This is a genomic window from Paenibacillus taihuensis, assembly GCF_003386535.1.
Taxonomy (GTDB): domain Bacteria; phylum Bacillota; class Bacilli; order Paenibacillales; family Paenibacillaceae; genus Paenibacillus_Z; species Paenibacillus_Z taihuensis.
On sequence record NZ_QTTN01000003.1, the window covers coordinates 69,541 to 91,541 of the forward strand.

Below are 22,001 nucleotides of genomic sequence, written 5' to 3' on the forward strand. Positions count from 1 at the left end.
TAAGGGCTGCGCGGTAAAGTGGGATTTCTGCTTTAAAGCGCGGCCCTTGCTTCTAGCGAATGAATGCTAGGTTAGGTTTGCAGAGGAGGAATGGAAGTGGATTTGCTCAGCTTGATCGAGAGCTATAATTTCGCTGTATGTATCAATGGTGTTGGCGTGGACAACACATCACAAGGGATCGCCCTTGATCGGACAGAGGAGCGTACGATTGATGCTGGGATGAAGCATTCGACAGCTACTTTCCACTACGTGCCGGCATCGATTGTCATTGAGAGCCATCAGGTTCGCTATACAGACACGACACTTGTAGAGCGTTGGGTGACGATTCGAAATGATGGTGCTGAGCCGGTAACAATCGGACGCATTGATTCGTTCTCGCTGAAACTCCCGACTGGCGAATGGAAACTAATGCATTATACGAGCGATTGGGGCACGGAGTTTGAGCCGGTCGTTGAGCCTCTTGCCGGAGAATCTGTCCTACTGGAAACGCGTTTCGGCCGTTCGTCCAAAGGAATGCACCCGTGGATGTCACTCTTCGGACAGGCTGGCGAAGTGCTGACGATGTCGCCGATGTGGTCGGGGAACTGGCAGCTGCGCTGCGAGTACAACGATGGTGATGGCGGTTATGAGGTGAACGGCGGATTAAGCGATTGGGAGTTTTCGAAGACGCTCGCTCCGGGAGAGGCGATGGAGAGCGTTCATGTTGCCATCGCTTCAGGCAGCGGCGGGGATTTGAACAGCACGTCGATTGCTTTTGCCAGAGTCGGCAGGAAATATTGGTATCCGCATAATGAGTTCTCCCGCTCGATGCCGATGGAATGGAATCATTGGTGGAGCTACGAGGATAAAGCGATTAATGAAGACGTATTCCGAGCGAATGCGGATGAGGCAGCCAAGCTCGGACTCGATATCTGCACGCTCGATGCCGGCTGGTTCGGACCTTCTGAGGAAGCGTCGGAGTGGTATGAGATGCGCGGCGATTGGGCGATGGTGAACGAGAAGCGGTTCCCGAGCGGCATTCGCGCCGTGTCGGACCATGTGCACGGCCTCGGCTTGAAGTTCGGATTATGGTGCGAAATCGAGGCGGTAGGCAAATCCGCGGCTTTGTCGGAGAAGAACCCCACTTACGTAGCGCGCAGAGATGGTGAATCACTCGGATATCTTTGTTTTGGCAATCCCGAGGTACGTCAGTGGGCGTTCGATATGCTGGATGGGCTGATAACGGGCTACAACAGCCAGTGGATTAAGCTCGACTTCAACCTCGATCCGCAGGCAGGCTGCAATTGCACCGATCACGGGCATGGCGCTGGCGACGGACTGTTCGAGCACTATAACGGCTATTACCGTGTGCTGCGGGACATTCGCGAGAAGCATCCGGAAGTTATTCTCGAGAACTGTTCTTCGGGCGGTCTGCGTATCGACCTCGGTATCATGCAGAAGACGCATACGACGTTCCTCAGCGATCCGGACTATCCGGAACACAGCTTGCAGGCGTTCTGGGGCGCGACGACGATGCTGGCGCCGGACGTCTGCTTGCATTGGAGCTATTCGGAGTGGTGCGGAGACAATCCGTTTCAGCAGTTTAAGGCGGCCGACAGCAGCGTGAAGCCGCATCAGTTCGACTACTATACGCGCATCGCGATGCTGCGCGGCTTCGGCATTTCGCAGAAGCTGCCGGAAATGCCGGAATGGATGAAGGCGCGGCTTGCCCATCACGTAGATGTTTATAAGTCGGATGTGAAGCCTTTTGTGCTGGAGGCGGATCTGTACCGTTTGACCGGGCAGCCAGGGCGCGGCGGCACAGGCGACCGTTGGTCGGCTTTCCAGTACAGCATGCCAAGCGGGGATGCGGATTTGGTCTTTGTCTTTCGCTTACCTGGCGGCGAAGCGTCGCGTGCGATTAGGCTGCAGGCACTGGATGCAGAGGCAGTGTATGAGCTGACATGGCTGTCTGGCGACGAGCAGAAAGTAGTGGAGATTGCTGGCAGTGTCTTATTGAAAGACGGCATTATTTTTGATAGCTTAGATGTGGAAGACTCTGCACTTATAAGGTTGAAGATGCTCTCGTAGACTACTATTCAGATGGAGGTCTTGGTAATGAAATTAGGAATTATTGCTGACGCGTTAGCGGAGCGTTTCTATGAAGCGCAGGCGAAAGGGTTACAGTTTCTCGAGTTCTGCATCAATGTGGAGAAGGACGTCGAAGCATTCGCGGCGAGCGTTCCCGAACTGAAGCAAGCAAGCGAGAAGTCCGGCGTGGGCGTCGCTTCCATCGGCCGCTGGGGCTCCGAGCGCATCAACGCGCAAGGCGTGAACGCGGAAGAATTGGAGAAATCGCGCAAGCTGATCGACGCGGCTGCCGAGCTTGGCTGCCCGAACTTCGTGTGCGGCATTAACTACGTAGAAGAGCTGTCCTACTTCGACAATGTGAAGCTGGCGATCGAATTCTTGAGTGCAGTGCTTGAGTACGGCGCGTCCAAAGGCGTAGCCGTCTCTACATACAACTGCAGCTGGAACAACTTCGTCGATAACGATGGCGCTTGGCGGATCATTCACGGCCATCTGCCGCAGCTCGGCATCAAGTACGATCCGTCGCACTCCCGTTACGCGGGCCGCGATTATTTGAAGGAAGCGCGTGATTGGGGCGGTAAGTTCCGCCATGTTCATATCAAAGGCTCGGTCATCATCGACGGCGAGCGCTTCGACGATCCGCCGGCTGGCATGGACCAGACGGATTGGGGCACTTTCATGGCTGTGCTGTACGGCAAAGGCTATGAAGGCGGACTCTCGATCGAGCCGCACTCCCATGTGTGGCAGGGCGAGCTTGGCGACCGCGGCGTTCAATTCACGATTGACTACATGCGCAAGTTGATTCTCTAGTTCGGAAGGCGCTCCTAAGCTGCAGGCAATTGCGGCTGGGGGCGCTTTTTTAGATCGATGGAACTGGGTATAATAGGTAAAATGAGGAAAAGGGAAGGGGGAGTCGCGGGATGAAGGGAAGAGTGGTGGCGGAGACAAGGGCAGCGGTTAGGGCAAAGACAAAAGGAAGAGCAAAGCAGCTGTTGTCTCGATTAGGGTTGGTCGCGCTGTTGCTGGCTGTTGGGCTTGGCTCGGATTTTCGCTACACATCGGTATCTGCGGCTCCTGCTTCATTTGCGGCGCTGCAGAGCGAGCTTGAAGTACAGCTGCAGGCGCACTCGGCTAAGCTATCTGCGGACTACTCCGGTGACCGTGATCAGTTGAGCAGCGGGATCGATCAGCTTACTCGCGATGTCATGGCATCGGATGACTATATGAAATACATCGTGGACTCTTACATCTATAGGGTGCGCAGCTGGGGCGCTGCCGCGAAGATTAGCGTCAATATCCAATATCGCGAATCTGCGGCTCAGACGGAAGAAGTCGAGCGGCGAGTGGCAGAGCTGCTGCCTGCAATTGTGAGTGCAGGCATGACGCCGGAGCAAAAGATCCGTGCCATCCACGACTGGATCGTCACCCACGTGCGCTATGACGAATCGCTGCAGCACTATACCGCGTATGAAGCGCTGGAGGATGGAACAGCAGTGTGCCAAGGCTACGCGCTTCTAGCCTATCGGATGCTGGAGGACGCCGGCATCGATGTGCGCATCGTCGAAGGAACCGTCTCCTCTGGCAGCCATGTTTGGAACATGGTGCGGCTCGGCTCAGAATGGTACCACCTCGACGTCACTTGGGACGACCCGGTGCCGGATCGTGCGGGACAGGTGAGTAATTCGTATTATTTGAAGAGTAACGCACAGATGCGTGTGGATCACCAGTGGGATGCTTCGGCGTATCCGGCTACCCAAAACCTCTAGCTTCCGTTTTTGTCATGCGGGACTGGAGGTTTTTTTGGTATGTTATGGAATAGGGAATGTATTGGGGGGATGCTTGTGCGCGGTCAATTGCTTGGCGTGGGGAATACGGCGAGTGTGTATGAGTGGGGACAATCGGATGTGATTAAGATTTTTCATGATGCTAGTGTCGCGCATTACGAGGCGGAGAAAGAGGCTCGGAACGCTGTGGCGATAGATCGGCTGACTGGTGTTCGGGCGCCTAAGTTCAAGGGCTTGACGGTGTACGAGGGGAGTACGTGCCTCATCTACGAGAAGGCGGAAGGACCGACGATGCTGAGTCAGATCGAGGCGAACGAGAGCAGTGTTGAGCACTATGCGAAGCTGCTGGCGGACCTTCAGGTTGAGCTGCATACGGTTAAGCTGGACGCTGCTCCGAACATGAAGCGGGAAATGGAGAACAGCATTCGGCGGGTTGGTGAGCTGAGTGATGCGGAGAAGGAGAAGCTGGCTTCGAGACTGACTAGGCTACCAGAAGGCGCGGCGCTGTGCCACTATGATTTTCATCCTGGCAACATCATTCTGACGGCGGACGGACCAATGATTATCGACTGGATCAACGCTCTCGTCGGGCATCCGGCGGCAGATGTGGCGCGAACTTACATGCTGCTCGCGGGCAGCGACGTTCCCGAAGGAGCACCGGATTGGGTGAGCTCGCGAGGACACCGAGGGATATTTGCTGAGGCGTATGCGAATGCGTACTTCGAGCGCTCCGGAGTGATGGGGATGCAGGATGTGGAGGCTTGGCTGGCTCCGACTTTGGCGGTGCGGGTTAGTGAGATGGGTGCAGGAGCGGGGAGGCAGGCATTGTTGGCGGAGGTGCGGAGGGTTCTGGGAGAGTCATGAATAATGGTCTAGTGGACTACATTCAATGAAAATACGGTGAAAGCTCCAATGAAGCTGGTTTGGTGGACTACATAGGGAGAAAATCCGTAGAAACGCTGAAAGGTAGCTGGTTTAGTGGACTACATCTGTCGAATAGTGGCGGTTTGAGAGAAAGAGAGTACTGTAGGGATACACATTGGCGGAAAAACGGTGAAATGAGAGAAAGAGAGTACTGTAGGGATACACATTGATGAAAAAACGGCGAAATGAGCGAAAGAGTGTACCCTAGGGATACACATTAAATCGACTACAAACTGGTAGACACAAATAAGGGCAGCGGAGTCACGGACTCGCTGCCCTTCATGTTAGTTGCCTTCTTTCCCGTCGCGGTTACGCGAGGTAATCTGCTGCCAGACGGAGCCGGCAGCTTCTTCGCCGCGCTCGATGCGCTCGAGCGCGATGCGCGCTTGCAGGCTGACCTCGAATTCCGGGTCAGCCGCTGCCGCGCGAAGCGCCTCGACGGCGGACTCGTCGCCGGCTTCGTACAAGAAGCGCGCTGCGCGCCACCGCACCAGTTTGTTGCGGTCGCCTAGCGCTTCGATCATGGGCGCGATCGCTGCCGGATCGCCCAGATCGGACAGCGTGTCGCCGGCGGTGCGGCGCACGGAAGCCGACGCGTCGCGGAGCGCCGCGAACAGCAGCGGCATCGCCTCCGGCAGCCGCAGCTCGCCAAGATAGACGACGGCCAGTCTCCGGATGGAGACGTTGTCGTCTTCAAGTGCTTTGGCGAGCAGCGGCAGCATCGCCGGCTCCGGCGCTGTGCGCGAGAGCGCCTCGTAACGCACGCTCCACTTCGGCGATGCAAGCCGCTCCGCGAGCTGCGCCGCGGACAGCGGCGCCGGCCGCACAGCCGCCGCGGCCGCTCCCGCGGCGCCGCCCTCCCCGGCGCCCTCCGCGCCAAGCGCGAGCGCTGCCGCGACAAGGGCATCCAGCCGCTCCTGCGGATACGCGGCTGTCAATTCCCGCACGAGCTCCGCGGCAATCTCGTCGGGCTCGCCGTAACGGACGCCGAGCTCCTCCAGCTTCCGCTCGCGGATCATCGAAGCGGCGGCGGCCTTCGTCACCGCCTCCGTGAAAGCCGCGGGCATCGCGGCGCGCGATTCGCCGCCCGGCGTGCGCACGCGCAGCTGCATCGGGATCCCCCGATACAGCTGCACGAACGTATGCGCCTCGCCGAACGCTTCGCCCGCGCCTAGCGAATCACTTACTCCGCCGCTGCCATCTTCGCCAAGCACCCGTCGAGCCGCGTCCAAAATCGCCGCCCAGTCCGCCCCCGGCTTCCGGTCAAGCGCGATAAAATCCGCCGTGCGGAACAAACCCCGCACGCCATCAATGCCAAGCAGGCTGCGCAGCGGTTCCGGCGCGCCAGCCGCATCCGCAACCGCGAAGCTGAACCGCTGGCCTGCGGGAAGCTTCACATCGACATTGAGCTTCATCGAGTTCGGGCTTGGCGTCGGCTCAATTCCTGTCAGTTTCATTTTGCATTCCCCCTATTTGTCCCCAATTGACGTACCTCATATGTATAAGTGTAAACGATCTACCAGCCACTCCACAAATCGCCTGAATCACCGTTGATCCTCGTTTGCTTTCACGAATTAAGCTTGGTATCTTTGATAGAGAGACATTACATAGAGAGAATGTCGAACGATACTGCTGGTCCATTAAGCTCATTATCAACTAAAAAACTTCATGATCAGCAGCTATGCCACTTGGGAGATGATAGCGATGCGGTATGAGAACCTGGATACAACTGCAGTGCCACGTACGTTTAAGGAAGTGCGGCAATGGCGCCGCGAGCGCTCTGGCAAAATGAAACAGAAAGACTATTCCTACACCGTTCCCGTCGTGGAGCCGGACCTTCAGTTCCTGCATGCGAACAGAACGGTCCCGTCCTTGACCTGGATCGGTCATTCGACGTTCTTGATCCAACACTCGGGCCTTAATATTATAACGGACCCGATCTGGGCCGAACAGCTCGCATACCAGCGGCGAATGGTGAAGCCGGGCATCGCGATAACGGATGTGCCGCCAATTGACATCGTTCTTATTTCACATTCTCATTATGATCATTTGAATATCAAATCACTCAAGCAGCTGTCCGACAACAAAACCTTAATCGTGCCTGTCGGTCTCGCAGATAAACTGCGGCGCAAAGGCTTCTCGTCCATCATCGAGCTCGATTGGTGGGAACAGGCAACGATCGGCGGCGTTACGTTTACGTTTGTACCTTCGCAGCATTGGACGCGCCGTACGCTAACAGATATGAACACGTCCCACTGGGGAGGTTTCGTCGTCGAGCGTGAGGATGAGCCAACGTTTTATTTTGCAGGAGACAGCGGTTATTTCGAAGGGTTCAAGGAGATCGGCCGCCGCTTCCAGATCGATATCGCGCTCATGCCAATCGGTGCTTATGAACCGGAATGGTTCATGGGTCCGCAGCATGTGACGCCGGAGGAGGCGTTGCAAGCTTTTCTCGATGTGCGCGCACGATTGTTCGTGCCGATGCACTACGGATCATACCGGCTAGCTGACGATACGCCTCAAGAAGCACTCGACCGCCTTCATGCAGAACAACGCAGACTGAAGCTCCCGAACGAGTCGCTGATGGTCCTGCCCCATGGTGAAACTAGGCGTTTTTAATAATAACTACTAAGCAACCGCTCCCGGAATTATGCTATAATGGAGTGATGATTAAGAATGATTAGTGAAGGACGGGATTAAGTCTAATGATAAGTACAAGCGGCATCACGCTTCGATATGGTAAGCGTGCGCTATTTGAAGACGTTAATATTAAGTTTACGCCAGGCAACTGCTACGGCCTCATCGGCGCGAACGGCGCCGGCAAATCGACATTTCTGAAGATCCTCTCCGGCGAAGTGGAGCAATCGCACGGCGAAGTTCACATCACGCCGGGCGAGCGTCTCGCGGTCCTGAAGCAGAACCATTACGAATACGATAATTTCCTCGTGCTCGAGACGGTTATTATGGGCCATAAGAAGCTTTACGAAGTCATGAAAGAGAAAGACGCGATCTATGCCAAAGCGGAATTTACCGACGAAGACGGCATGCGCGCAGGCGAGCTGGAAGCGGAATTCGCAGATATGAACGGCTGGGAAGCGGAATCCGAAGCAGCTGGCATGCTGAACGGTCTTGGCATTCCGCCGGAGCTGCACGACAAGCAAATGTCGGAGCTGTCCGGTAACGAGAAAGTTCGCGTGTTGCTCGCGCAAGCCTTGTTCGGCAACCCGCAGATTCTTCTGCTCGATGAGCCTACCAACCATCTTGACATGCAATCGATCGAGTGGCTGGAGAACTTCCTTGGCGGCTACGAAGGTACCGTTATCGTCGTATCTCACGATCGTCACTTCTTGAACCAAGTTTGTACGCATATCGCGGACATCGACTTCGGCAAGATCCAGATGTATGTCGGTAACTACGACTTCTGGTACGAGTCGAGCCAATTGGCGCTTACGCTCATGCGTGACGCCAACAAGAAGAAGGAAGACAAGATCAAGGAATTGCAAGCGTTCATCCAACGTTTCAGCGCCAACAAATCCAAGTCCAAGCAAGCGACTTCCCGTAAGAAGCTTCTTGACAAGATCTCGCTGGACGACATTCGCCCATCCAACCGGAAATACCCGTTCATCAACTTCAAGCCTGAGCGTGAAGCGGGCAAGCAATTGCTGCTGATGGAAGGTCTGACGAAGGCGGTTGACGGCGTAAACCTGATCGATAACTGGACGCTTGCCATTAACAAAGGCGACAAGATCGCTCTTGTCGGTCCAAACACATTGCCGAAGACAATCTTCATGCAGCTTCTTATGGGTGAGATTGAGCCGGATGCGGGTACGTTCTCATGGGGCGTAACAACGACGCAAGCTTACTTCCCTAAGGACAACGCCCAATACTTCGATGGCGTTGAGCTAAACCTTGTCGACTGGCTGCGCCAATACTCCAAGGATCAAGACGAGAGCTTTATTCGCGGCTTCCTTGGCCGCATGCTGTTCTCGGGCGACGAAGCGCTGAAGAAAGCTAGCGTATTGTCCGGTGGCGAGAAAGTGCGCTGCATGCTCTCCAAGATGATGCTGTCCGGCTCGAACGTTCTCCTCATGGACGAACCGACGAACCACTTGGACCTCGAGTCCATCACGGCGCTCAACAACGGCTTGATCGACTTCGACGGCACGATGATCTTCACATCGCATGACCATCAATTCGTTCAAACGATCGCCAACCGTATTATCGAAATTACGCCAAACGGCGTTATCGACCGCATTATGACGTACGATGAATACCTTGAGAATGCTGAAGTCAAAGCACTTCGCGAGCGTATGTATCCAGCGGAATAATCGGCATAGCACGTTTATCATGAAGGGCTGCACTCCACGGAGTGCGGTCCTTTTTTGCGTTTCCCCTGGTTCTTTCGCCCCTATCGGCCTCATAAACTAGAACAGGAAGATGCAGGCCTGCTAGCCATATCGCGTGGTCCGCGTGGTTCGTGACCAGGCACATCCGTTTATGTTAAAATGGTAGTAACGACACAATTAGACGAAATCTTTGAAGGAGTCGATCATAGATGTCATTTTTCGATAAAGTGAAGCAAGGGGCTTCCGATGCGGCGAAGAAGGCGCAGCAGACGGTAGAAATTACGAAGCTTAAAGCTCAAATCAGCGGCAAAGAGAAAGAGATTGAGAAGGTGTACACCGCTATCGGTGCAGCGGTATACCGCGGCCATCAAGAGAAGGATTTTGCCATTACGGAGCAGGAGGTAGCGAATGCCTGCCATCAGGTCGACGAGCTGAATGAAGAGATCGGCGTCCTCGAAGAGCGCATCAAGGCGATCCGTTTCGAGAAAACATGCACATGCGGCAAAGTTGTTGCGCTTGATGCGAAATTCTGTCCGGATTGCGGCAGCTCGCTTGCAGAGGAACCTCCGAAGGCGGAGACAACTGTCGGCGAGATCGTCGTCATCTGCAGCCACTGCAAGACGGAGAACGAGCTCAATTCGAAGTTCTGTATTTCTTGCGGCAACGGCCTATCCGCTGCGGGCAATACGTTCGAATAACATTTTACACATGAAGCAGTCTTGGGCAGCCGTTAGCGGCCGTTACCCGGGGCTGCTTTTTTATTGGCGGACAACTGCCGCTACCGAATACAATCACCTCTCATACTATAACTAGCATAATCGGGAGTAGAAGGAGGATCGGGAGTGGCCCACGAAACATTTGATTTTCGCATCTTAAAGATCATTAAGGATCATATGAAGGAAACAGACAGCTTGCTCGATATTGGGAGCGGTCCGTGCGTCATGCTCGATAATCTGGATTTTTTTCAATTCGATCATCGCATTGGATATTCATAGACCGTACCTTCTCAATCGGGTGACGAAGTCGCCGCATAGTATACCGATTATTTCCAATGCGCTTTCCATTGGCCAGCTATTCGTTCCGAAGTCGTTCTCGGCGGTATCTTTCTTCGATTCGCTGGAGCATTTCTCGAAGCTCGATGGGATTAAGGTGCTCAGAGAAGCAGAGTATATCGCGCGAAAGCATATCATCATTTATACCCCGCGCGGGTATTTTCCCCAGGAAGGTATCGACCATTCCGGGCTTAATGGTGAGCAGTATCAGGCACATCACAGCGGCTGGGAAGTGGAGGAGTTTCAAGCTCTGGGCTATGAGGTAATTATATTAAAGGGACAGCATAATCGGCTCAATCCGGCTTTTGTCCGCGCGTTCGGCGCGGATCACGAGCCTGTCGATGCGCTGCTCGCCATTAAGACGATGTAAGCGTTCAAAAAGTGTTCACTTCCCAAGTGCTTTATTCGTTGACAAATGGATATATATAGTAATGGCTTTTTGTAAAGCGAAAATGCTCACTTGGGAGGCGTATGGCAATGCTCGTACCGGTGGAATCGAAGCAAATTGCGTTCTGTTCGTATGATGAGGGCGAGTCGTCACTGTATTTGTATTACCACACTGGAGATGTCGCCATTTTCTCATCGATTGGCAAGAGTGACTATCAATCTATCATTGATTCCCCGAACCGATACGATACGCTAATGATGATCATGAAGAAGAGCCATACCGATTCCGTGAATGGATTCGGGCTTCCAGGAGCTTAAGCAGGAAGATTGTCGTTTGCAGGTAATTGGAAACATTTACATGATGAGGATACTTTGGTCATAAAATAGTACTTTTGGCATTATTGTAGGACCGGATGTAAATGGCATGTAAATGATGAAACGGTACGGTTTAGCCTGAGGATATGAGCGTTTTTACGTATAAAGACGTCCCGATTGGGGAGCGTCTTTTTTGCTATGCTGGCGCATGACGATGGGGCTTCCGGTCTAGGGCGGCATCCGACAAATGAGACAAGCGGACGATATGTCAGGTGTGGGTGTGTACGTACAATTGTTACAGGGCCAAAGAGCCTACAGTACAGAAAAGCACCCATTACTTGAGGAGGAAGTCAACCATCATGAAAAAGATTACAGCAGCGTTACTTGTCTTCATTTTAGCCGCTCTGCTCGTCATCCCTGCCGCAATGGCCGCAGTAGGAACATCGCCGGTCGTCGGCGAGATCCAGTCCAGTGTAAGCTTCCGCAGCCAGCCGTCCACATCGTCCACCGTCTATAAGTATCTGAAGTCAGGCGACAACGTCGTCATTCTCGAAGAAGTGAACGCATACTGGTACAAAGTACAGGACATGTACGGCTCGATCGGTTATGTATCCTCCTCTGAAAAATATATCGATATTATCTATAACGCTACAATCGCAGCATCGGTAAACTTCCGCACGGCGCCATCGACTGATGGTTCGAAGATCCGTCTTCTGAGCAAAGGCGAGTCGGTGCTCATCACGGGCCAACCGAACAGGGCATGGTTCGCAGTGACAGATTCGAATGGCAAGAAGGGCTACGTGAGCTCGCAAGAACAATACATAACGACGGGTCCGGCATTCTCGATGCCAGAAGGTGCAGCCGCGCCATCGACACCGTCGACACCTGCGACACCGTCTGAATCCGTGACGATCGAGAACATTATCGCTACAGGCATGAAGTACTGGGGCACACCGTACGAGTTCGGCTCCGACCGCAACACAACAGCAACGTTCGACTGCTCGGACTTCGTTCGTCAAGCATTCCGCGAGGGCGCGGGCATTACACTGCCAGCGGATTCCCGCAAGCAAGGCGACTACGTAAAGGCGAACGGTCCTGTGAAGACAGACTGGCACCAGCTGAAGCGTGGCGATCTGATGTTCTTCATGGAATACAAAGGCTCCAAAGCTTCGTCGTATGACGGCGTGAACAAATCGACGGAGACGATCACGCACGTTGGGATCTACCTCGGCAACGGCCAAATCTTGCACACGTACTCCACGGAGTCCGGCGGCGTGCGCACAAGCGACATCGCAAATACACAGTGGGATTACCGCTTCCTGTTTGGCGGCAGCGCACTGTAAGTCATATGAATTAAGGTCTAGGAAAAAAATGAACCCCGTCTCCACGGATATCAAGTTGGAGACAGGGTTCATTTTTTTTATAAAGTTTGAGTCTTATTCCAAGGTTCCAAATAGTTCACGCAGGTAATCTCTACGCCCATGCAGTATGCGGTGAATAAAGACAGTCCCTTGAAAGATTCGGTAGTAAACCAAATATGGATGTACCACAATAAAACGATAACCTCGTTGTACAAGGGAGTAATCATCTTCAGAAAGCACAGCTCCCATTTCAGGGAAGTCTGCCAGAGCAGATATTTTCTCATCAAGGTTCCGCAATAAATTTTCTGCAGCAGGTACATCATCGTTAGAGATATAGGAGAATATTTCATCCATATCATCAACTGCTGCTGGTGAATACTTAATCTTATTCTTTGGCGGCATCTATCTTCCTCCGCACTCTCGCCATTACCTGTTCATGGTCAAGTAATGGTTCTCCCTCTGCGATCTGCTTTTCTGCTACTAAAAGCTTAGATTGAAGCTTTATTCGAGCCTCCATTCGTCTATAGGCTTCGTGACTCATTACGACTAAATCAGCTTCCCCGTTCCGAGTTATAACCACAGGTTCATCAATTTCATGGCAATATTTAGAAAATCCATTATAGTCCTGGCGAATTGAAGTGGAAGGCTTAATATTCATTCGTCTCAGCTCCTTGCATAACATTATTCTGACTATATTATATCATTTAACTGATCGGTGTTGCTACTTGTCGCATGTAATGTCTAAGGTTGTTGGCGTTCGAATCTGGTGTTTCTTTCCGTAAAGTCGGAATATCGCAAGCAGAAAGTCGTCATTTTAGTATGCTGGGCGAGGCGGCTATTACTACAATAAAGATAGATTGCAAACGCTTTAGCACCTCTATGCATGCTGTTTGTTGGCGAAGGCAAAGTTAAAGAACTGGGAGGCATTGGGCATGGATGAAAAGTACCTTTCACTAGTAGAAGCGCTGAGCACGAAAGCTGTGATAAGCGAGCGAGACGGCTACAGCTTCGTCGTCAAACCGATTCCGGACTCTGAGGCGCGCGGAGAGCTTGATCCGCGCGTGTACGAGGTTCAAGTGAAGACGGCGGAGAAGTTCGCTGGCGGCTCTCCGTTTCAGATCGATCCTACGGATATGCTGGGTTTCGCAGCCGCGATGCGCTCATTCATGGGCTGGGACAACGACGATGTGACGGATGGCACCATTGCAACCGTTCAGCGATCGATTGAATCCGGCGAGGATGGCGTGCAAATTCCAATCCGCATCTATACTCCGCAAGGGGAAGCGAAGCGGCCGGCGATTGTGTTCTTTCATGGCGGCGGCTTCATCGGCGGTACGCTCGATGTCGTCGAGAATCCATGCAAATGTCTCTCCGCTTATGCAGATGCCGTGGTAGTTTCCGTTGATTACCGATTAGCTCCTGAGCATCCTTTCCCAGCCGGGCTGAATGATTGCTTCGCAGCTGTACGCTGGGTGCACGAGAATGCAGAGGCGCTGGGCGTCAATCCAGAGCAAATTGCAGTGGCAGGGGACAGTGCAGGTGGCAATATGGCGGCTGTCTGTTCATTGATGGACCGGGATCAAGGAACGGGATTCATCCGGTTCCAAGCGCTGATCTATCCGACCGTTAACATGGGGGCGCTGGATAGCGGAGACCCGCCTTGGACGGTTGAAGCTTACGATATCCGCAAGCATCATGAGTTCATAATGCCAGGTCTTATGGCGATGAAAGGCGACGCTTCAAGTCCTATCTTGAACATGTACTTGCAGGGCAAGGCTGAACCGTCCAATCCATACTTGGCACCGCTGCTTGGCGACGTAACCGGCTTGCCGGAAGCGCTGATCATTACGGCGGAATACGACTTCCTGCGGCTGGAGGACGAGGCGTACGCAAGAAAGCTCGCTCGAAGCGGCGTGAAGACGACGCTCATTCAATATAATGGCGTGGACCATGCGTTCATGGACAAGTCAGGGCTCTACCCGCAAGCGGAAGATTGCATGAAAGAAATCGGCGCGGCATTCCGCCGTGTAATCGAATAGACGTAGGAAGGTGAACCGACGATGAGCGACTCTGTGAAAACAAATGCATCTGCAGACATCCAGTATGTAACGAACGGCAATGGTCCGACTTTGGGCTTCTCGGCTGCATCCGGGGTTCGGATTATTGAAGAGGATGGCTTGAAATTTAAAGACCTGAGCAAAGACGGCAAGCTGCATCCATATGTGGATTGGCGGCTTCCAGCCGAGCAGCGGGCGAAGGATCTGGCAGCGCGAATGTCCATCGAGCAAATCGCCGGCCTCATGCTGTACAGCCCGCACCAAGCGGTTCCGGGAACATTCGGCTTCACTCCCGCGACGTATGACGGCAAGCCGTATGCGGAAAGCGGCGCTGACGCTGCGGAGCTGACGGATCAGCAGCATGCTTTCCTGACGGAAGGGCATCTCCGTCACATTCTCGTTACTGCCGTATCGAGCCCGGCAGACTCTGCGCGGTGGAACAATAATTTGCAAGCGGTGGCGGAAGCATCGGCGCTGGGCATTCCGGTCAATATCAGCACCGATCCGCGCCATAGCGCGGATGCGAGCACAGAATATAACGCAGGCTCCGGCGGTACCATCTCGATGTGGCCGGAAGCGCTTGGGCTGGCTGCGACGTTCGACCCTGCCGTTGCTGGGAGCTTCGGCGAAGTTGCCGCGAAGGAATACCGCGCACTTGGCATCGCCACAGCGTTGTCGCCGCAGGTGGATATCGCGACAGATCCGCGGTGGAGCCGGTTCAACGGCACATTCGGCGAAGACCCGTGGCTGTCGGCCGATATGGCGAAAGGGTATATCGACGGCTTCCAAACGACGGAAGGAGACAAGGCGGAGGACGGCTGGGGAACAGACAGCGTCAATGCGATGGTCAAGCACTGGCCGGGCGGCGGTTCGGGCGAGGGCGGACGCGACGCTCACTTCGGGTACGGGAAGTATGCCGTCTATCCAGGCGACAACTTCAAGGATCACTTGATTCCGTTCACGCACGGTGCGTTCAACTTAAAAGGCGGAACAGGGAAAGCTTCCGCGGTGATGCCGTATTACACGATCTCGAAGCATGACGGACAAGAGGTCGCGAATTCATACAGCGATTATTTGATCACAGACCTGCTTCGCGGAAAGTATGGTTACGAAGGCGTCGTCTGCACCGACTGGGGCATTACGGATGACGAGCCGAACCCGATCGAGCGCCTCTTCCCGGGCGGACGCAGCTGGGGAATGGAGACAGGCTTCACAGTAGCAGAGCGCCACTACAGAATCATCATGGCAGGTGTCGATCAGTTCGGCGGCAACAGCGAAATCGCTCCTATTCTGGAAGCGTACCGGATCGGTGCTTCGGAGCATGGCGAATCGTATATGCGGGCACGTTTCGAACAGTCGGCGGTCCGGCTGCTCAGCAACCTGTTCCGGGTAGGTTTGTTCGAGAATCCGTACTTGCAGCCTGAAGAGAGCGAGCGCATCGTCGGCAGCCCTGAGTTCGTCACTGCAGGCTATGAGGCTCAGGTCAAATCTCTCGTTATGCTTAAGAACAAGAGCAATGTGCTTCCGCTTCCGAAGCAGAAGAAGGTCTATATCCCGCAGCGGCATACGCCGGCAGGCATCAGCTGGTTCGGGTTCCCGTTCCCGGAGAAGACGGAATATCCGATCAATCTGGACATAGCGGGCAAGTTCTTCGAGGTCACGCATGATCCTTCGGAAGCGGACTTCGCAATCGTCGCCATTCGCGGCGCGGATTCCGGCAGCGGCTACGATCCGGAAGACAAGAAGGCGGGAGGCACCGGTTACGTGCCGATCAGCCTGCAATATAACGCGTACACGGCTGAGTATGCGCGAGCGGAAAGCCTTGCCGGAGACTCGCGGGAAACAGATACGCTGAACCGCTCTTACAAAGGCAAGACCGTAACCGCGCACAACGCAGGCGATCTCCAGCTCGTGCTCGATACGCGCGCAGCAATGGGAGACAAGCCTGTCATCGTCACGCTGAGCCTGACGAAGCCGACTGTCTGCCGCGAATTCGAGCCGTTAGCAGATGCGATCGTGGTCAACTTCGGCGTATCCGACCAAGCGCTGCTCGATGTGTTGACTGGCGCTGCCGAGCCTTCCGGTCTGCTGCCGATGCAGCTTCCGGCGAATATGCGTACCGTTGAAGAACAGCTCGAAGATGTGCCGCATGACATGGAAGTGCACGTCGATTCCGAAGGCAACGGCTACGACTTCGCATTCGGCTTGAACTGGTCGGGCATCATTGCCGACGAACGGACGGAACGGTACAAACGCGTTCACGGATAACAACCAACACTTGGCAACTGCACAGGCACTCGGTCATTCCCTGACCGGAGTGCCTTTTTGCAACAGAATTGGTAGTATAGAAGGATTAATGGCTGAACTAAAAGCCCATGTATAGCGGAGAGTGAATCCAGGATATCGAAACTACAACAGCGATCGGAACAATGATCCGCACGCGCAGCGGTTGCTAGGGGCGCCTATAGTTTATCAATCCAATCGTTCAACAAGGAGGGAAAGCAGCATGAGAACGGTGTATACGTGGCTGAACTCCTTGCGCGTCAAGCTGTTTGCGACCATTCTGCTGTTCATGGTTCCGCTTATTGTCATCATTACGATTAACGATTACTATTCCGCGCAGGTGGTTCGCAATCAGGTGGCGCAGTCGAACAAGAATCTGCTTAATCTGTACATGAACCAGATCGACTCCAGCATGAGCGATGTGGACAATTATCTGTTCAACCTGTCGGAGCGGAACACCGACCTGCTGCAGCTGGAAGCGCCGAAAGAAGTCAACGATTCGATCTACTCGCTAGCGAAGATACGACTGTACAACGAACTGTCTAGCGAAATCGAGTACTACAAGAGCGCGGATGTCTTCTTTATCTACTCCACCGTCAACGATGACCTGCTTACAGTTGGCCGCAACAATTACGGTGCTACATTTGAAGATCGCAGCGCGATTCAGGTCGATATTGGGCAATTTCTGAAATCCGATTTGAGCGGAGTCAATTTTGAGCGGTGGCATGTGTGGGAGTCGAAGAACGGCTATTATTTGTATCATCTGATCAAGACCGGCACCGTCTATCTCGGCGCTTGGGTTCGGGTGGACAGGCTGATGATTCCGTTCAACTTCATGAACTTTGGCAAAGACGGGTTTGCGCTTCTGGCGACGAACAAGCTTGCGCCGATGCAGTTAGAGGAGAAGGTGGCGAGCGAAGGAATAGACCTCCGCTATACCGACAGCACCTTTGTCAGATCAGGCACCTCCAAGCCGTTTCTCGTCATGGGAGAGCCGTCGGCACAAGGAGATTTCAATCTCATCGCCGTGCTGCCGGAGAGCGAAGTCTTGGAGAAGCTTCCGTATTTGCAGCGAATCTCATCGGTCATTACGACGCTGGCTTGTATCTTCTTGCTCTTGTTCATGTTCATTATGCGAAGGGTGTTTTTGCAGCCGATCGGGCGTATTATCTCGGCGATGCGCAAGCTGAAGGACGGCAATTGGCAGTCCTCCCTGAAGCCGTATTCCACATCATCGGAGTTTCAAATCCTGAACGAAACGTTCAATGGCATGATTACCGAGATTCGCGATCTGAAAATCAACGTGTACGAGGAGAAGCTGAATCACCAGCGGGCGGAGCTGATGCATCTGCAGCTGCAGATCAATCCCCATTTCTTCCTCAATACGCTCAATATCATATATAACCTGGCTACGGTGAAGGATTTTGCCGTCATCCAGGAAATGACCAAGAACTTGGTCGCGTACTTCCGGTTCATGTTCCGCAGCAACTCGTATGTGGTCACGCTGCAGGAAGAATTGGCTCATACACGCAGCTATTTGCGCATTCAACAGCTCCGGTTTCCGGATCACCTCACGTACAACGTCGAAGCTGAGGAGGAGTTGCTTGGTCTAAGCATTCCGCCGCTGGTCATTCAGACGATTGTGGAGAACTCCATTAAGCATGCTTTTAACATGGAAGAAGTCATGGAAATTCACGTTCGGGTAACCGCGGACAGAGCTTCATCCCCGATGCAGCTCCATATCCTCATTATGGACTCTGGCCCCGGCTATCCCGAGGACGTGCTGCAGAAGCTGCAGAACAACGAAGAGATGATCAGCGATGCAGGCGAGAATATCGGCATCTGGAATATTAAACGCAGACTGAAGCTGCTGTATCCGGGCAAATCACAAATTTCGTTCTGGAACGAGCCGGGGCAAGGAGCCGCTGTTCGCATTCAGATCCCGATAGACGAGAAGGAGTTGTAGGACGATGTATCGAGCATTAATCGTAGATGATGAGGCGCATGCGGTGAGAGGGTTAGTAGCAGGCGTTCGGTGGGATAGGCTGGACATCGTCGACGTGCGTACGGCGCATAGCCTTCGACAGGCGGTAGATATTTTTGAAACGGAAACGATCGACCTCATGGTTTGCGATATTGAGATGCCGCAGGGCTCAGGTCTGGAGCTGCTTGAATGGGTTCGGGAGCATCGGCCGCAGACGGAGACGATCTTCCTCACTTGTCATTCGGAATTCTACTATACGAAGAGAGCGATTCAGTTAAGCAGCTTCGATTATTTGCTCAAGCCGGTGGATTATGAGGATATGGAGAACGTTATCGTCAAGGCGCTTGGCAAAATCAAAGATTCGAAGGATCGGCAAATTTCGGAGGAGATGCTGAAAGGCGTTGTTCGAAAATTCGAGTCGCATCGCCCGCTGCGTATCGAGCGATTCTGGAGAGAATTGGTTGAACAGACGGTTCCTTCCATTCCGGCTAAGATTAATGAGCTTTCGGCAGAGCTCAATGTACCTTATACGGAGACGATGAAGTTCTGTCCGATCTTTATCCGTGTCCGCAAATGGCATAAGCAGCTCTCCCAGCGAGAGCAGCGAATTATGACGTATGCGCTTCGTAATGCCGCGGAAGAGAAGGTTGCGGGCATGAGCTCGGAGGGTGGCGTGCTGCCTGTCGATTTCGGAGCGCTGCTCGTCCTGCTGCCCGATCCGACGCGTGATCAACTCCTGGCGCTGAAGAACGTTTGTCAAGAATATATTGAAAGCTGTAACCGTTACTTCAATTGCAATCTCTGCGTTTATATTGGCGATCTGTCCTATACACACGAAGTCGTTGGCTCGCTTGCTCAGCTGAGGAAGGCGGATACGGACAACGTTACGATTTCCAACGAAGTGCTCGTGCTCCGCGACGTTCCGAAGGAAGTGCAGACGCTCCCTCCATTGCCGCTCAAGGAATGGGGGGAATGGCTGATGAATGGCTCGAAGGATCGGCTAACGGCTGATTTCCAGCGCTACATGAGCGACTTGAGGGCGAATAAGCTCCAGCTGGATGCTGCGAGCCTGCGCCTTATTTATCAAGATTTTCTGCAAATGCTTTTTTATGTGCTGCAATACAAAGGGCTGCAGGCGAAGGATGTTTTCGCGGAAAAGATGTTGACGGACAAGCCGGAGGAAGTGCTCGATTCGGTTGAATCATTCACGGAGTGGGCGCTTTACTTTATTGAGGTTGCGATCAGCCGGCTGCACTCCGCGCATCGGAGCTTAACGGTCGTCGAATGCGTCAAGCAATTCGTCGCAGAGAAGCTGGGCGAGCAGGATCTGTCCCGAGAAGACATTGCGAGCTACGTTTACTTGAATCCGGATTACTTAAGCCGGTTGTTCAAGAAGGAGACGAAGATGTCGATATCGGACTATCTTCAGCTGCAGCGTATCGAGTATGCCAAAGGGCTGCTGGAGCGATCGGAGCAGTCGGTCAGCGACATTGCGGTGGCTGCGGGTTATTCGAATTTGTCGTATTTCTCGACGATTTTCAAGAAAGAAACCGGCTGTTCGCCGTCCGATTATAGGAAGCTTTATAAAACTTGCTAGAGATACGCAAATGGAAGTCGGAAAAGTATAAAAAGGAAGTCGGTTTTTTGGTGAGTTGCTCGGTCGTATAGCTCTTACAATAGGTTTACCGGATTGAATGCGGTTACATGGTAGAAGTTGATTCAACCGGGGGTCTGTTGTAATCAATACGAATGTGGAGGGAATGACATGCAAAAGAGGTTTCAAACATCAATGCTTGCCTTATCCATTATTCTGGTGCTCTCGTTGCTATTGAGCGCTTGCGGCGGTTCAAGCAACAAGGACAACGCAGCGTCTGGCAGCAATGCAGCTGCTAGCAATAACGCTGCCGGTTCCGCGAACTCCGGTAATGAAAAGACACTCGAGCTTAAAGTCGCATTTCTCGGTATTGGAACATTCAAGGATGTAGCGGACGTTCAAGATGCAATCAGCAAGATTACGAAAGAGAAGCTCAATGCAACCGTAAAGCTTGTGCCGATCGATCCGGCAGCATGGCAGCAGCAAATCAACCTGCAGCTCGCGGGCAACGAACCGCTTGATTTGCTCGTAACTTCGTCTGCTTTCAACTACAGCACGCAAGCAGCGAAGAATCAGCTCGTTGTGCTCGACGATTTGCTTGAGAAATATGGACAAGGCATCAAAGATACGATGCCTGAAGCGATCTTCAACGGTACGAAGATCAACGGCAAAATCTACGGCGTTCCAAGCGTACGCGACACGGCAGCGGACTATGGCTTCATCGCCCGCAAAGATTTGCTGGACAAGTACAGCATCGACCTCAGCACAGTAAAGTCGTATGCGGATCTTGAGCCCATTCTCAAAACGATTAAAGACAGCGAGCCAGGCGTAAGCCCGATCGTGCAGCGTTCGTCCACGCTGGGCATTGCGACTGAAATGATTACAAGCCAATTCGACGTCCTCGGCGACAGCCTTGGCGTGCTTAACCTGAACAACAATGACACGAAAGTGGTCAATCTGTTCGATACGCAAGAGTACAAGGATTCACTGGCATTGACGAGAAAATGGTACCAAGCCGGCTATATCATGAAGGATGCAGCAACGACGCAAGAAGGCAACAACGCGCTTATTAAAGCAGGCAAGGGCTTCGGCTACTTCTCCAATATGAAGCCAGGCTTTGAAGCGCAAGAGTCCGGCATTGACGGCCATGAAATGGCAGCTGTCCGTTTGACGAAGCCGGTATCCGGCTCTGCATCTGCGAACATCTTCATGATTTCGATTCCGCGCAATACGCAGGATGAGAACCGTGCGATGCAGCTGATGAATCTGATGTATACGAACGCTGATATTGTCAACTTGCTGGACAACGGCGTTGAAGGCAAACATTATGTTGCCGGCGCTAATGGCCAAATTAGATCGGTTGGCGCTGATAGCGGCTGGGTGTTCAACCAATGGGAAGTGGGCAATAACGCCCTTGCGAAAGTATGGGAAGGCACAGCTCCGGATGTTTGGGAGCAAATGAAGAAGTTTAACGAATCGTCCATCGTTTCGCCTGCGCTTGGCTTCTCCTTCGACAGCTCTGCCGTGAAGACGGAAATCGCTGCGGCAACGAACGTGATTAACCAATACCGCGCTGGTCTTGATTCCGGCAGCATTGATCCAGCTATGGTTGCAGACTTCAATGATAAGCTTAAAGCGGCTGGTCTCGACAAAATTATCGCGGAGAAACAGAAGCAGCTGGACGCGTTCATCGCGGCTGGAGCTGGCAAATAAACCGAACATCCGAATGCCTCTTGGCAGCAGTTTATGGATGGCGAAGGCACCCGATGGGGTGCCTTTGCTTTACCCTCCGAGCCTTCTAGCAATCTCGCAAATGAGGTCGGAATATCTAAACTGCCAGGTCG

Annotated in this window: 19 protein-coding genes; 16 read left to right on the top strand and 3 right to left on the bottom strand. The window is 53.3% G+C overall.

Features of this window, described 5'->3' with window-relative positions; all coding sequences use genetic code 11:
• Positions 1-90: 90 nt before the first annotated feature.
• The 4 genes from A8990_RS03695 (at position 91) to A8990_RS03710 (ending at position 4,718) form a co-directional block, all read left to right on the top strand.
• Complete coding sequence (locus A8990_RS03695; protein WP_116187679.1) at positions 91-2,070, top strand: alpha-galactosidase; 1,980 nt, start codon at positions 91-93, stop codon at positions 2,068-2,070.
• Positions 2,071-2,097: 27 nt separating this feature from the next.
• Positions 2,098-2,880, top strand: a complete 783-nt coding sequence (locus A8990_RS03700; protein ID WP_181909379.1) for a sugar phosphate isomerase/epimerase family protein — start codon at positions 2,098-2,100, stop codon at positions 2,878-2,880.
• A gap of 110 nt (positions 2,881-2,990) precedes the next feature.
• Positions 2,991-3,836: a transglutaminase domain-containing protein gene (locus tag A8990_RS03705; RefSeq protein ID WP_116187681.1), complete on the top strand. Its 846-nt coding sequence runs from the start codon at positions 2,991-2,993 to the stop codon at positions 3,834-3,836.
• A gap of 39 nt (positions 3,837-3,875) precedes the next feature.
• Entirely contained in the window at positions 3,876-4,718 is an 843-nt protein-coding gene (locus A8990_RS03710; protein WP_116187682.1) for a phosphotransferase family protein, read from the top strand.
• 344 nt (positions 4,719-5,062) lie between these two features.
• Here A8990_RS03710 and A8990_RS03715 read toward each other — a convergent pair whose 3' ends face one another.
• The gene (locus A8990_RS03715) at positions 5,063-6,235 is read right to left on the bottom strand and encodes a conserved virulence factor C family protein (RefSeq protein WP_116187683.1); all 1,173 of its coding nucleotides are present in this window, start codon (positions 6,233-6,235) and stop codon (positions 5,063-5,065) included.
• Between the two features lie 238 nt (positions 6,236-6,473).
• Here A8990_RS03715 and A8990_RS03720 point away from each other — a divergent pair, with 238 nt between their 5' ends.
• From A8990_RS03720 to A8990_RS03745, 7 genes are all read left to right on the top strand, one after another.
• The gene (locus A8990_RS03720) at positions 6,474-7,397 is read left to right on the top strand and encodes an MBL fold metallo-hydrolase (protein WP_116187834.1); all 924 of its coding nucleotides are present in this window, start codon (positions 6,474-6,476) and stop codon (positions 7,395-7,397) included.
• 86 nt (positions 7,398-7,483) lie between these two features.
• A complete protein-coding gene (locus A8990_RS03725) occupies positions 7,484-9,106 on the top strand; it encodes an ABC-F family ATP-binding cassette domain-containing protein (protein WP_116187684.1) in 1,623 nt (540 codons plus the stop codon).
• A 227-nt stretch (positions 9,107-9,333) separates the two neighbouring features.
• Positions 9,334-9,822, top strand: coding sequence for a zinc ribbon domain-containing protein (locus A8990_RS03730; RefSeq protein WP_116187685.1), 489 nt, complete (start codon positions 9,334-9,336; stop codon positions 9,820-9,822).
• Positions 9,823-9,966: 144 nt separating this feature from the next.
• On the top strand, positions 9,967-10,119 hold the full coding sequence (locus A8990_RS31370; RefSeq protein ID WP_181909380.1) for a hypothetical protein: 153 nt from the start codon (positions 9,967-9,969) through the stop codon (positions 10,117-10,119).
• Positions 10,106-10,546 carry a class I SAM-dependent methyltransferase gene (locus tag A8990_RS03735; protein ID WP_147306763.1) on the top strand — a complete coding sequence of 147 codons (441 nt, stop codon included), beginning with the start codon at positions 10,106-10,108 and terminating at the stop codon, positions 10,544-10,546. The genes A8990_RS31370 and A8990_RS03735 overlap by 14 nt, the downstream gene beginning before the upstream one ends.
• Before the next feature lie 107 nt (positions 10,547-10,653).
• Positions 10,654-10,881: a hypothetical protein gene (locus A8990_RS03740; RefSeq protein WP_116187687.1), complete on the top strand. Its 228-nt coding sequence runs from the start codon at positions 10,654-10,656 to the stop codon at positions 10,879-10,881.
• 356 nt (positions 10,882-11,237) lie between these two features.
• Positions 11,238-12,221, top strand: coding sequence for a C40 family peptidase (locus A8990_RS03745; RefSeq protein ID WP_116187688.1), 984 nt, complete (start codon positions 11,238-11,240; stop codon positions 12,219-12,221).
• A gap of 93 nt (positions 12,222-12,314) precedes the next feature.
• Here the strand turns inward: A8990_RS03745 and A8990_RS03750 are convergent, their stop codons facing one another.
• Together A8990_RS03750 and A8990_RS03755 are read right to left on the bottom strand one after the other, a co-directional pair.
• Positions 12,315-12,641, bottom strand: a complete 327-nt coding sequence (locus A8990_RS03750) for a type II toxin-antitoxin system RelE/ParE family toxin (protein WP_116187689.1) — start codon at positions 12,639-12,641, stop codon at positions 12,315-12,317.
• The gene (locus tag A8990_RS03755; RefSeq protein ID WP_116187690.1) at positions 12,625-12,897 is read right to left on the bottom strand and encodes a type II toxin-antitoxin system prevent-host-death family antitoxin; all 273 of its coding nucleotides are present in this window, start codon (positions 12,895-12,897) and stop codon (positions 12,625-12,627) included. The genes A8990_RS03750 and A8990_RS03755 overlap by 17 nt, the downstream gene beginning before the upstream one ends.
• Positions 12,898-13,171: 274 nt before the next feature.
• Here A8990_RS03755 and A8990_RS03760 point away from each other — a divergent pair, with 274 nt between their 5' ends.
• From A8990_RS03760 to A8990_RS03780, 5 genes are all read left to right on the top strand, one after another.
• The gene (locus A8990_RS03760) at positions 13,172-14,278 is read left to right on the top strand and encodes an alpha/beta hydrolase (protein ID WP_116187691.1); all 1,107 of its coding nucleotides are present in this window, start codon (positions 13,172-13,174) and stop codon (positions 14,276-14,278) included.
• A gap of 21 nt (positions 14,279-14,299) precedes the next feature.
• The gene (locus A8990_RS03765; RefSeq protein ID WP_116187692.1) at positions 14,300-16,564 is read left to right on the top strand and encodes a glycoside hydrolase family 3 protein; all 2,265 of its coding nucleotides are present in this window, start codon (positions 14,300-14,302) and stop codon (positions 16,562-16,564) included.
• A 238-nt stretch (positions 16,565-16,802) separates the two neighbouring features.
• Positions 16,803-18,545 carry a sensor histidine kinase gene (locus A8990_RS03770; protein ID WP_116187693.1) on the top strand — a complete coding sequence of 581 codons (1,743 nt, stop codon included), beginning with the start codon at positions 16,803-16,805 and terminating at the stop codon, positions 18,543-18,545.
• A 4-nt stretch (positions 18,546-18,549) separates the two neighbouring features.
• A complete protein-coding gene (locus A8990_RS03775) occupies positions 18,550-20,160 on the top strand; it encodes a response regulator transcription factor (RefSeq protein ID WP_116187694.1) in 1,611 nt (536 codons plus the stop codon).
• A gap of 168 nt (positions 20,161-20,328) precedes the next feature.
• Positions 20,329-21,870 carry an ABC transporter substrate-binding protein gene (locus tag A8990_RS03780; protein ID WP_116187695.1) on the top strand — a complete coding sequence of 514 codons (1,542 nt, stop codon included), beginning with the start codon at positions 20,329-20,331 and terminating at the stop codon, positions 21,868-21,870.
• The last annotated feature ends 131 nt before the right edge of the window (positions 21,871-22,001 follow it).

Excerpts from the sequence above, each read along its gene's own strand:
- A8990_RS03755 (WP_116187690.1), bottom strand. The coding sequence starts at position 12,897 with ATGAATATTAAGCCTTCCACTTCAATTCGCCAGGACTATAATGGATTT.
- A8990_RS03770 (WP_116187693.1), top strand. The coding sequence starts at position 16,803 with ATGAGAACGGTGTATACGTGGCTGAACTCCTTGCGCGTCAAGCTGTTT.
- A8990_RS03715 (WP_116187683.1), bottom strand. The coding sequence starts at position 6,235 with ATGAAACTGACAGGAATTGAGCCGACGCCAAGCCCGAACTCGATGAAG.
- A8990_RS03760 (WP_116187691.1), top strand. The coding sequence starts at position 13,172 with ATGGATGAAAAGTACCTTTCACTAGTAGAAGCGCTGAGCACGAAAGCT.
- A8990_RS03775 (WP_116187694.1), top strand. The coding sequence starts at position 18,550 with ATGTATCGAGCATTAATCGTAGATGATGAGGCGCATGCGGTGAGAGGG.
- A8990_RS03705 (WP_116187681.1), top strand. The coding sequence starts at position 2,991 with ATGAAGGGAAGAGTGGTGGCGGAGACAAGGGCAGCGGTTAGGGCAAAG.
- A8990_RS03750 (WP_116187689.1), bottom strand. The coding sequence starts at position 12,641 with ATGCCGCCAAAGAATAAGATTAAGTATTCACCAGCAGCAGTTGATGAT.
- A8990_RS03700 (WP_181909379.1), top strand. The coding sequence starts at position 2,098 with ATGAAATTAGGAATTATTGCTGACGCGTTAGCGGAGCGTTTCTATGAA.
- A8990_RS03745 (WP_116187688.1), top strand. The coding sequence starts at position 11,238 with ATGAAAAAGATTACAGCAGCGTTACTTGTCTTCATTTTAGCCGCTCTG.
- A8990_RS03730 (WP_116187685.1), top strand. The coding sequence starts at position 9,334 with ATGTCATTTTTCGATAAAGTGAAGCAAGGGGCTTCCGATGCGGCGAAG.
- A8990_RS03780 (WP_116187695.1), top strand. The coding sequence starts at position 20,329 with ATGCAAAAGAGGTTTCAAACATCAATGCTTGCCTTATCCATTATTCTG.
- A8990_RS03725 (WP_116187684.1), top strand. The coding sequence starts at position 7,484 with ATGATAAGTACAAGCGGCATCACGCTTCGATATGGTAAGCGTGCGCTA.
- A8990_RS03720 (WP_116187834.1), top strand. The coding sequence starts at position 6,474 with ATGATAGCGATGCGGTATGAGAACCTGGATACAACTGCAGTGCCACGT.
- A8990_RS03765 (WP_116187692.1), top strand. The coding sequence starts at position 14,300 with ATGAGCGACTCTGTGAAAACAAATGCATCTGCAGACATCCAGTATGTA.
- A8990_RS03710 (WP_116187682.1), top strand. The coding sequence starts at position 3,876 with ATGTTATGGAATAGGGAATGTATTGGGGGGATGCTTGTGCGCGGTCAA.
- A8990_RS03695 (WP_116187679.1), top strand. The coding sequence starts at position 91 with ATGGAAGTGGATTTGCTCAGCTTGATCGAGAGCTATAATTTCGCTGTA.
- A8990_RS03740 (WP_116187687.1), top strand. The coding sequence starts at position 10,654 with ATGCTCGTACCGGTGGAATCGAAGCAAATTGCGTTCTGTTCGTATGAT.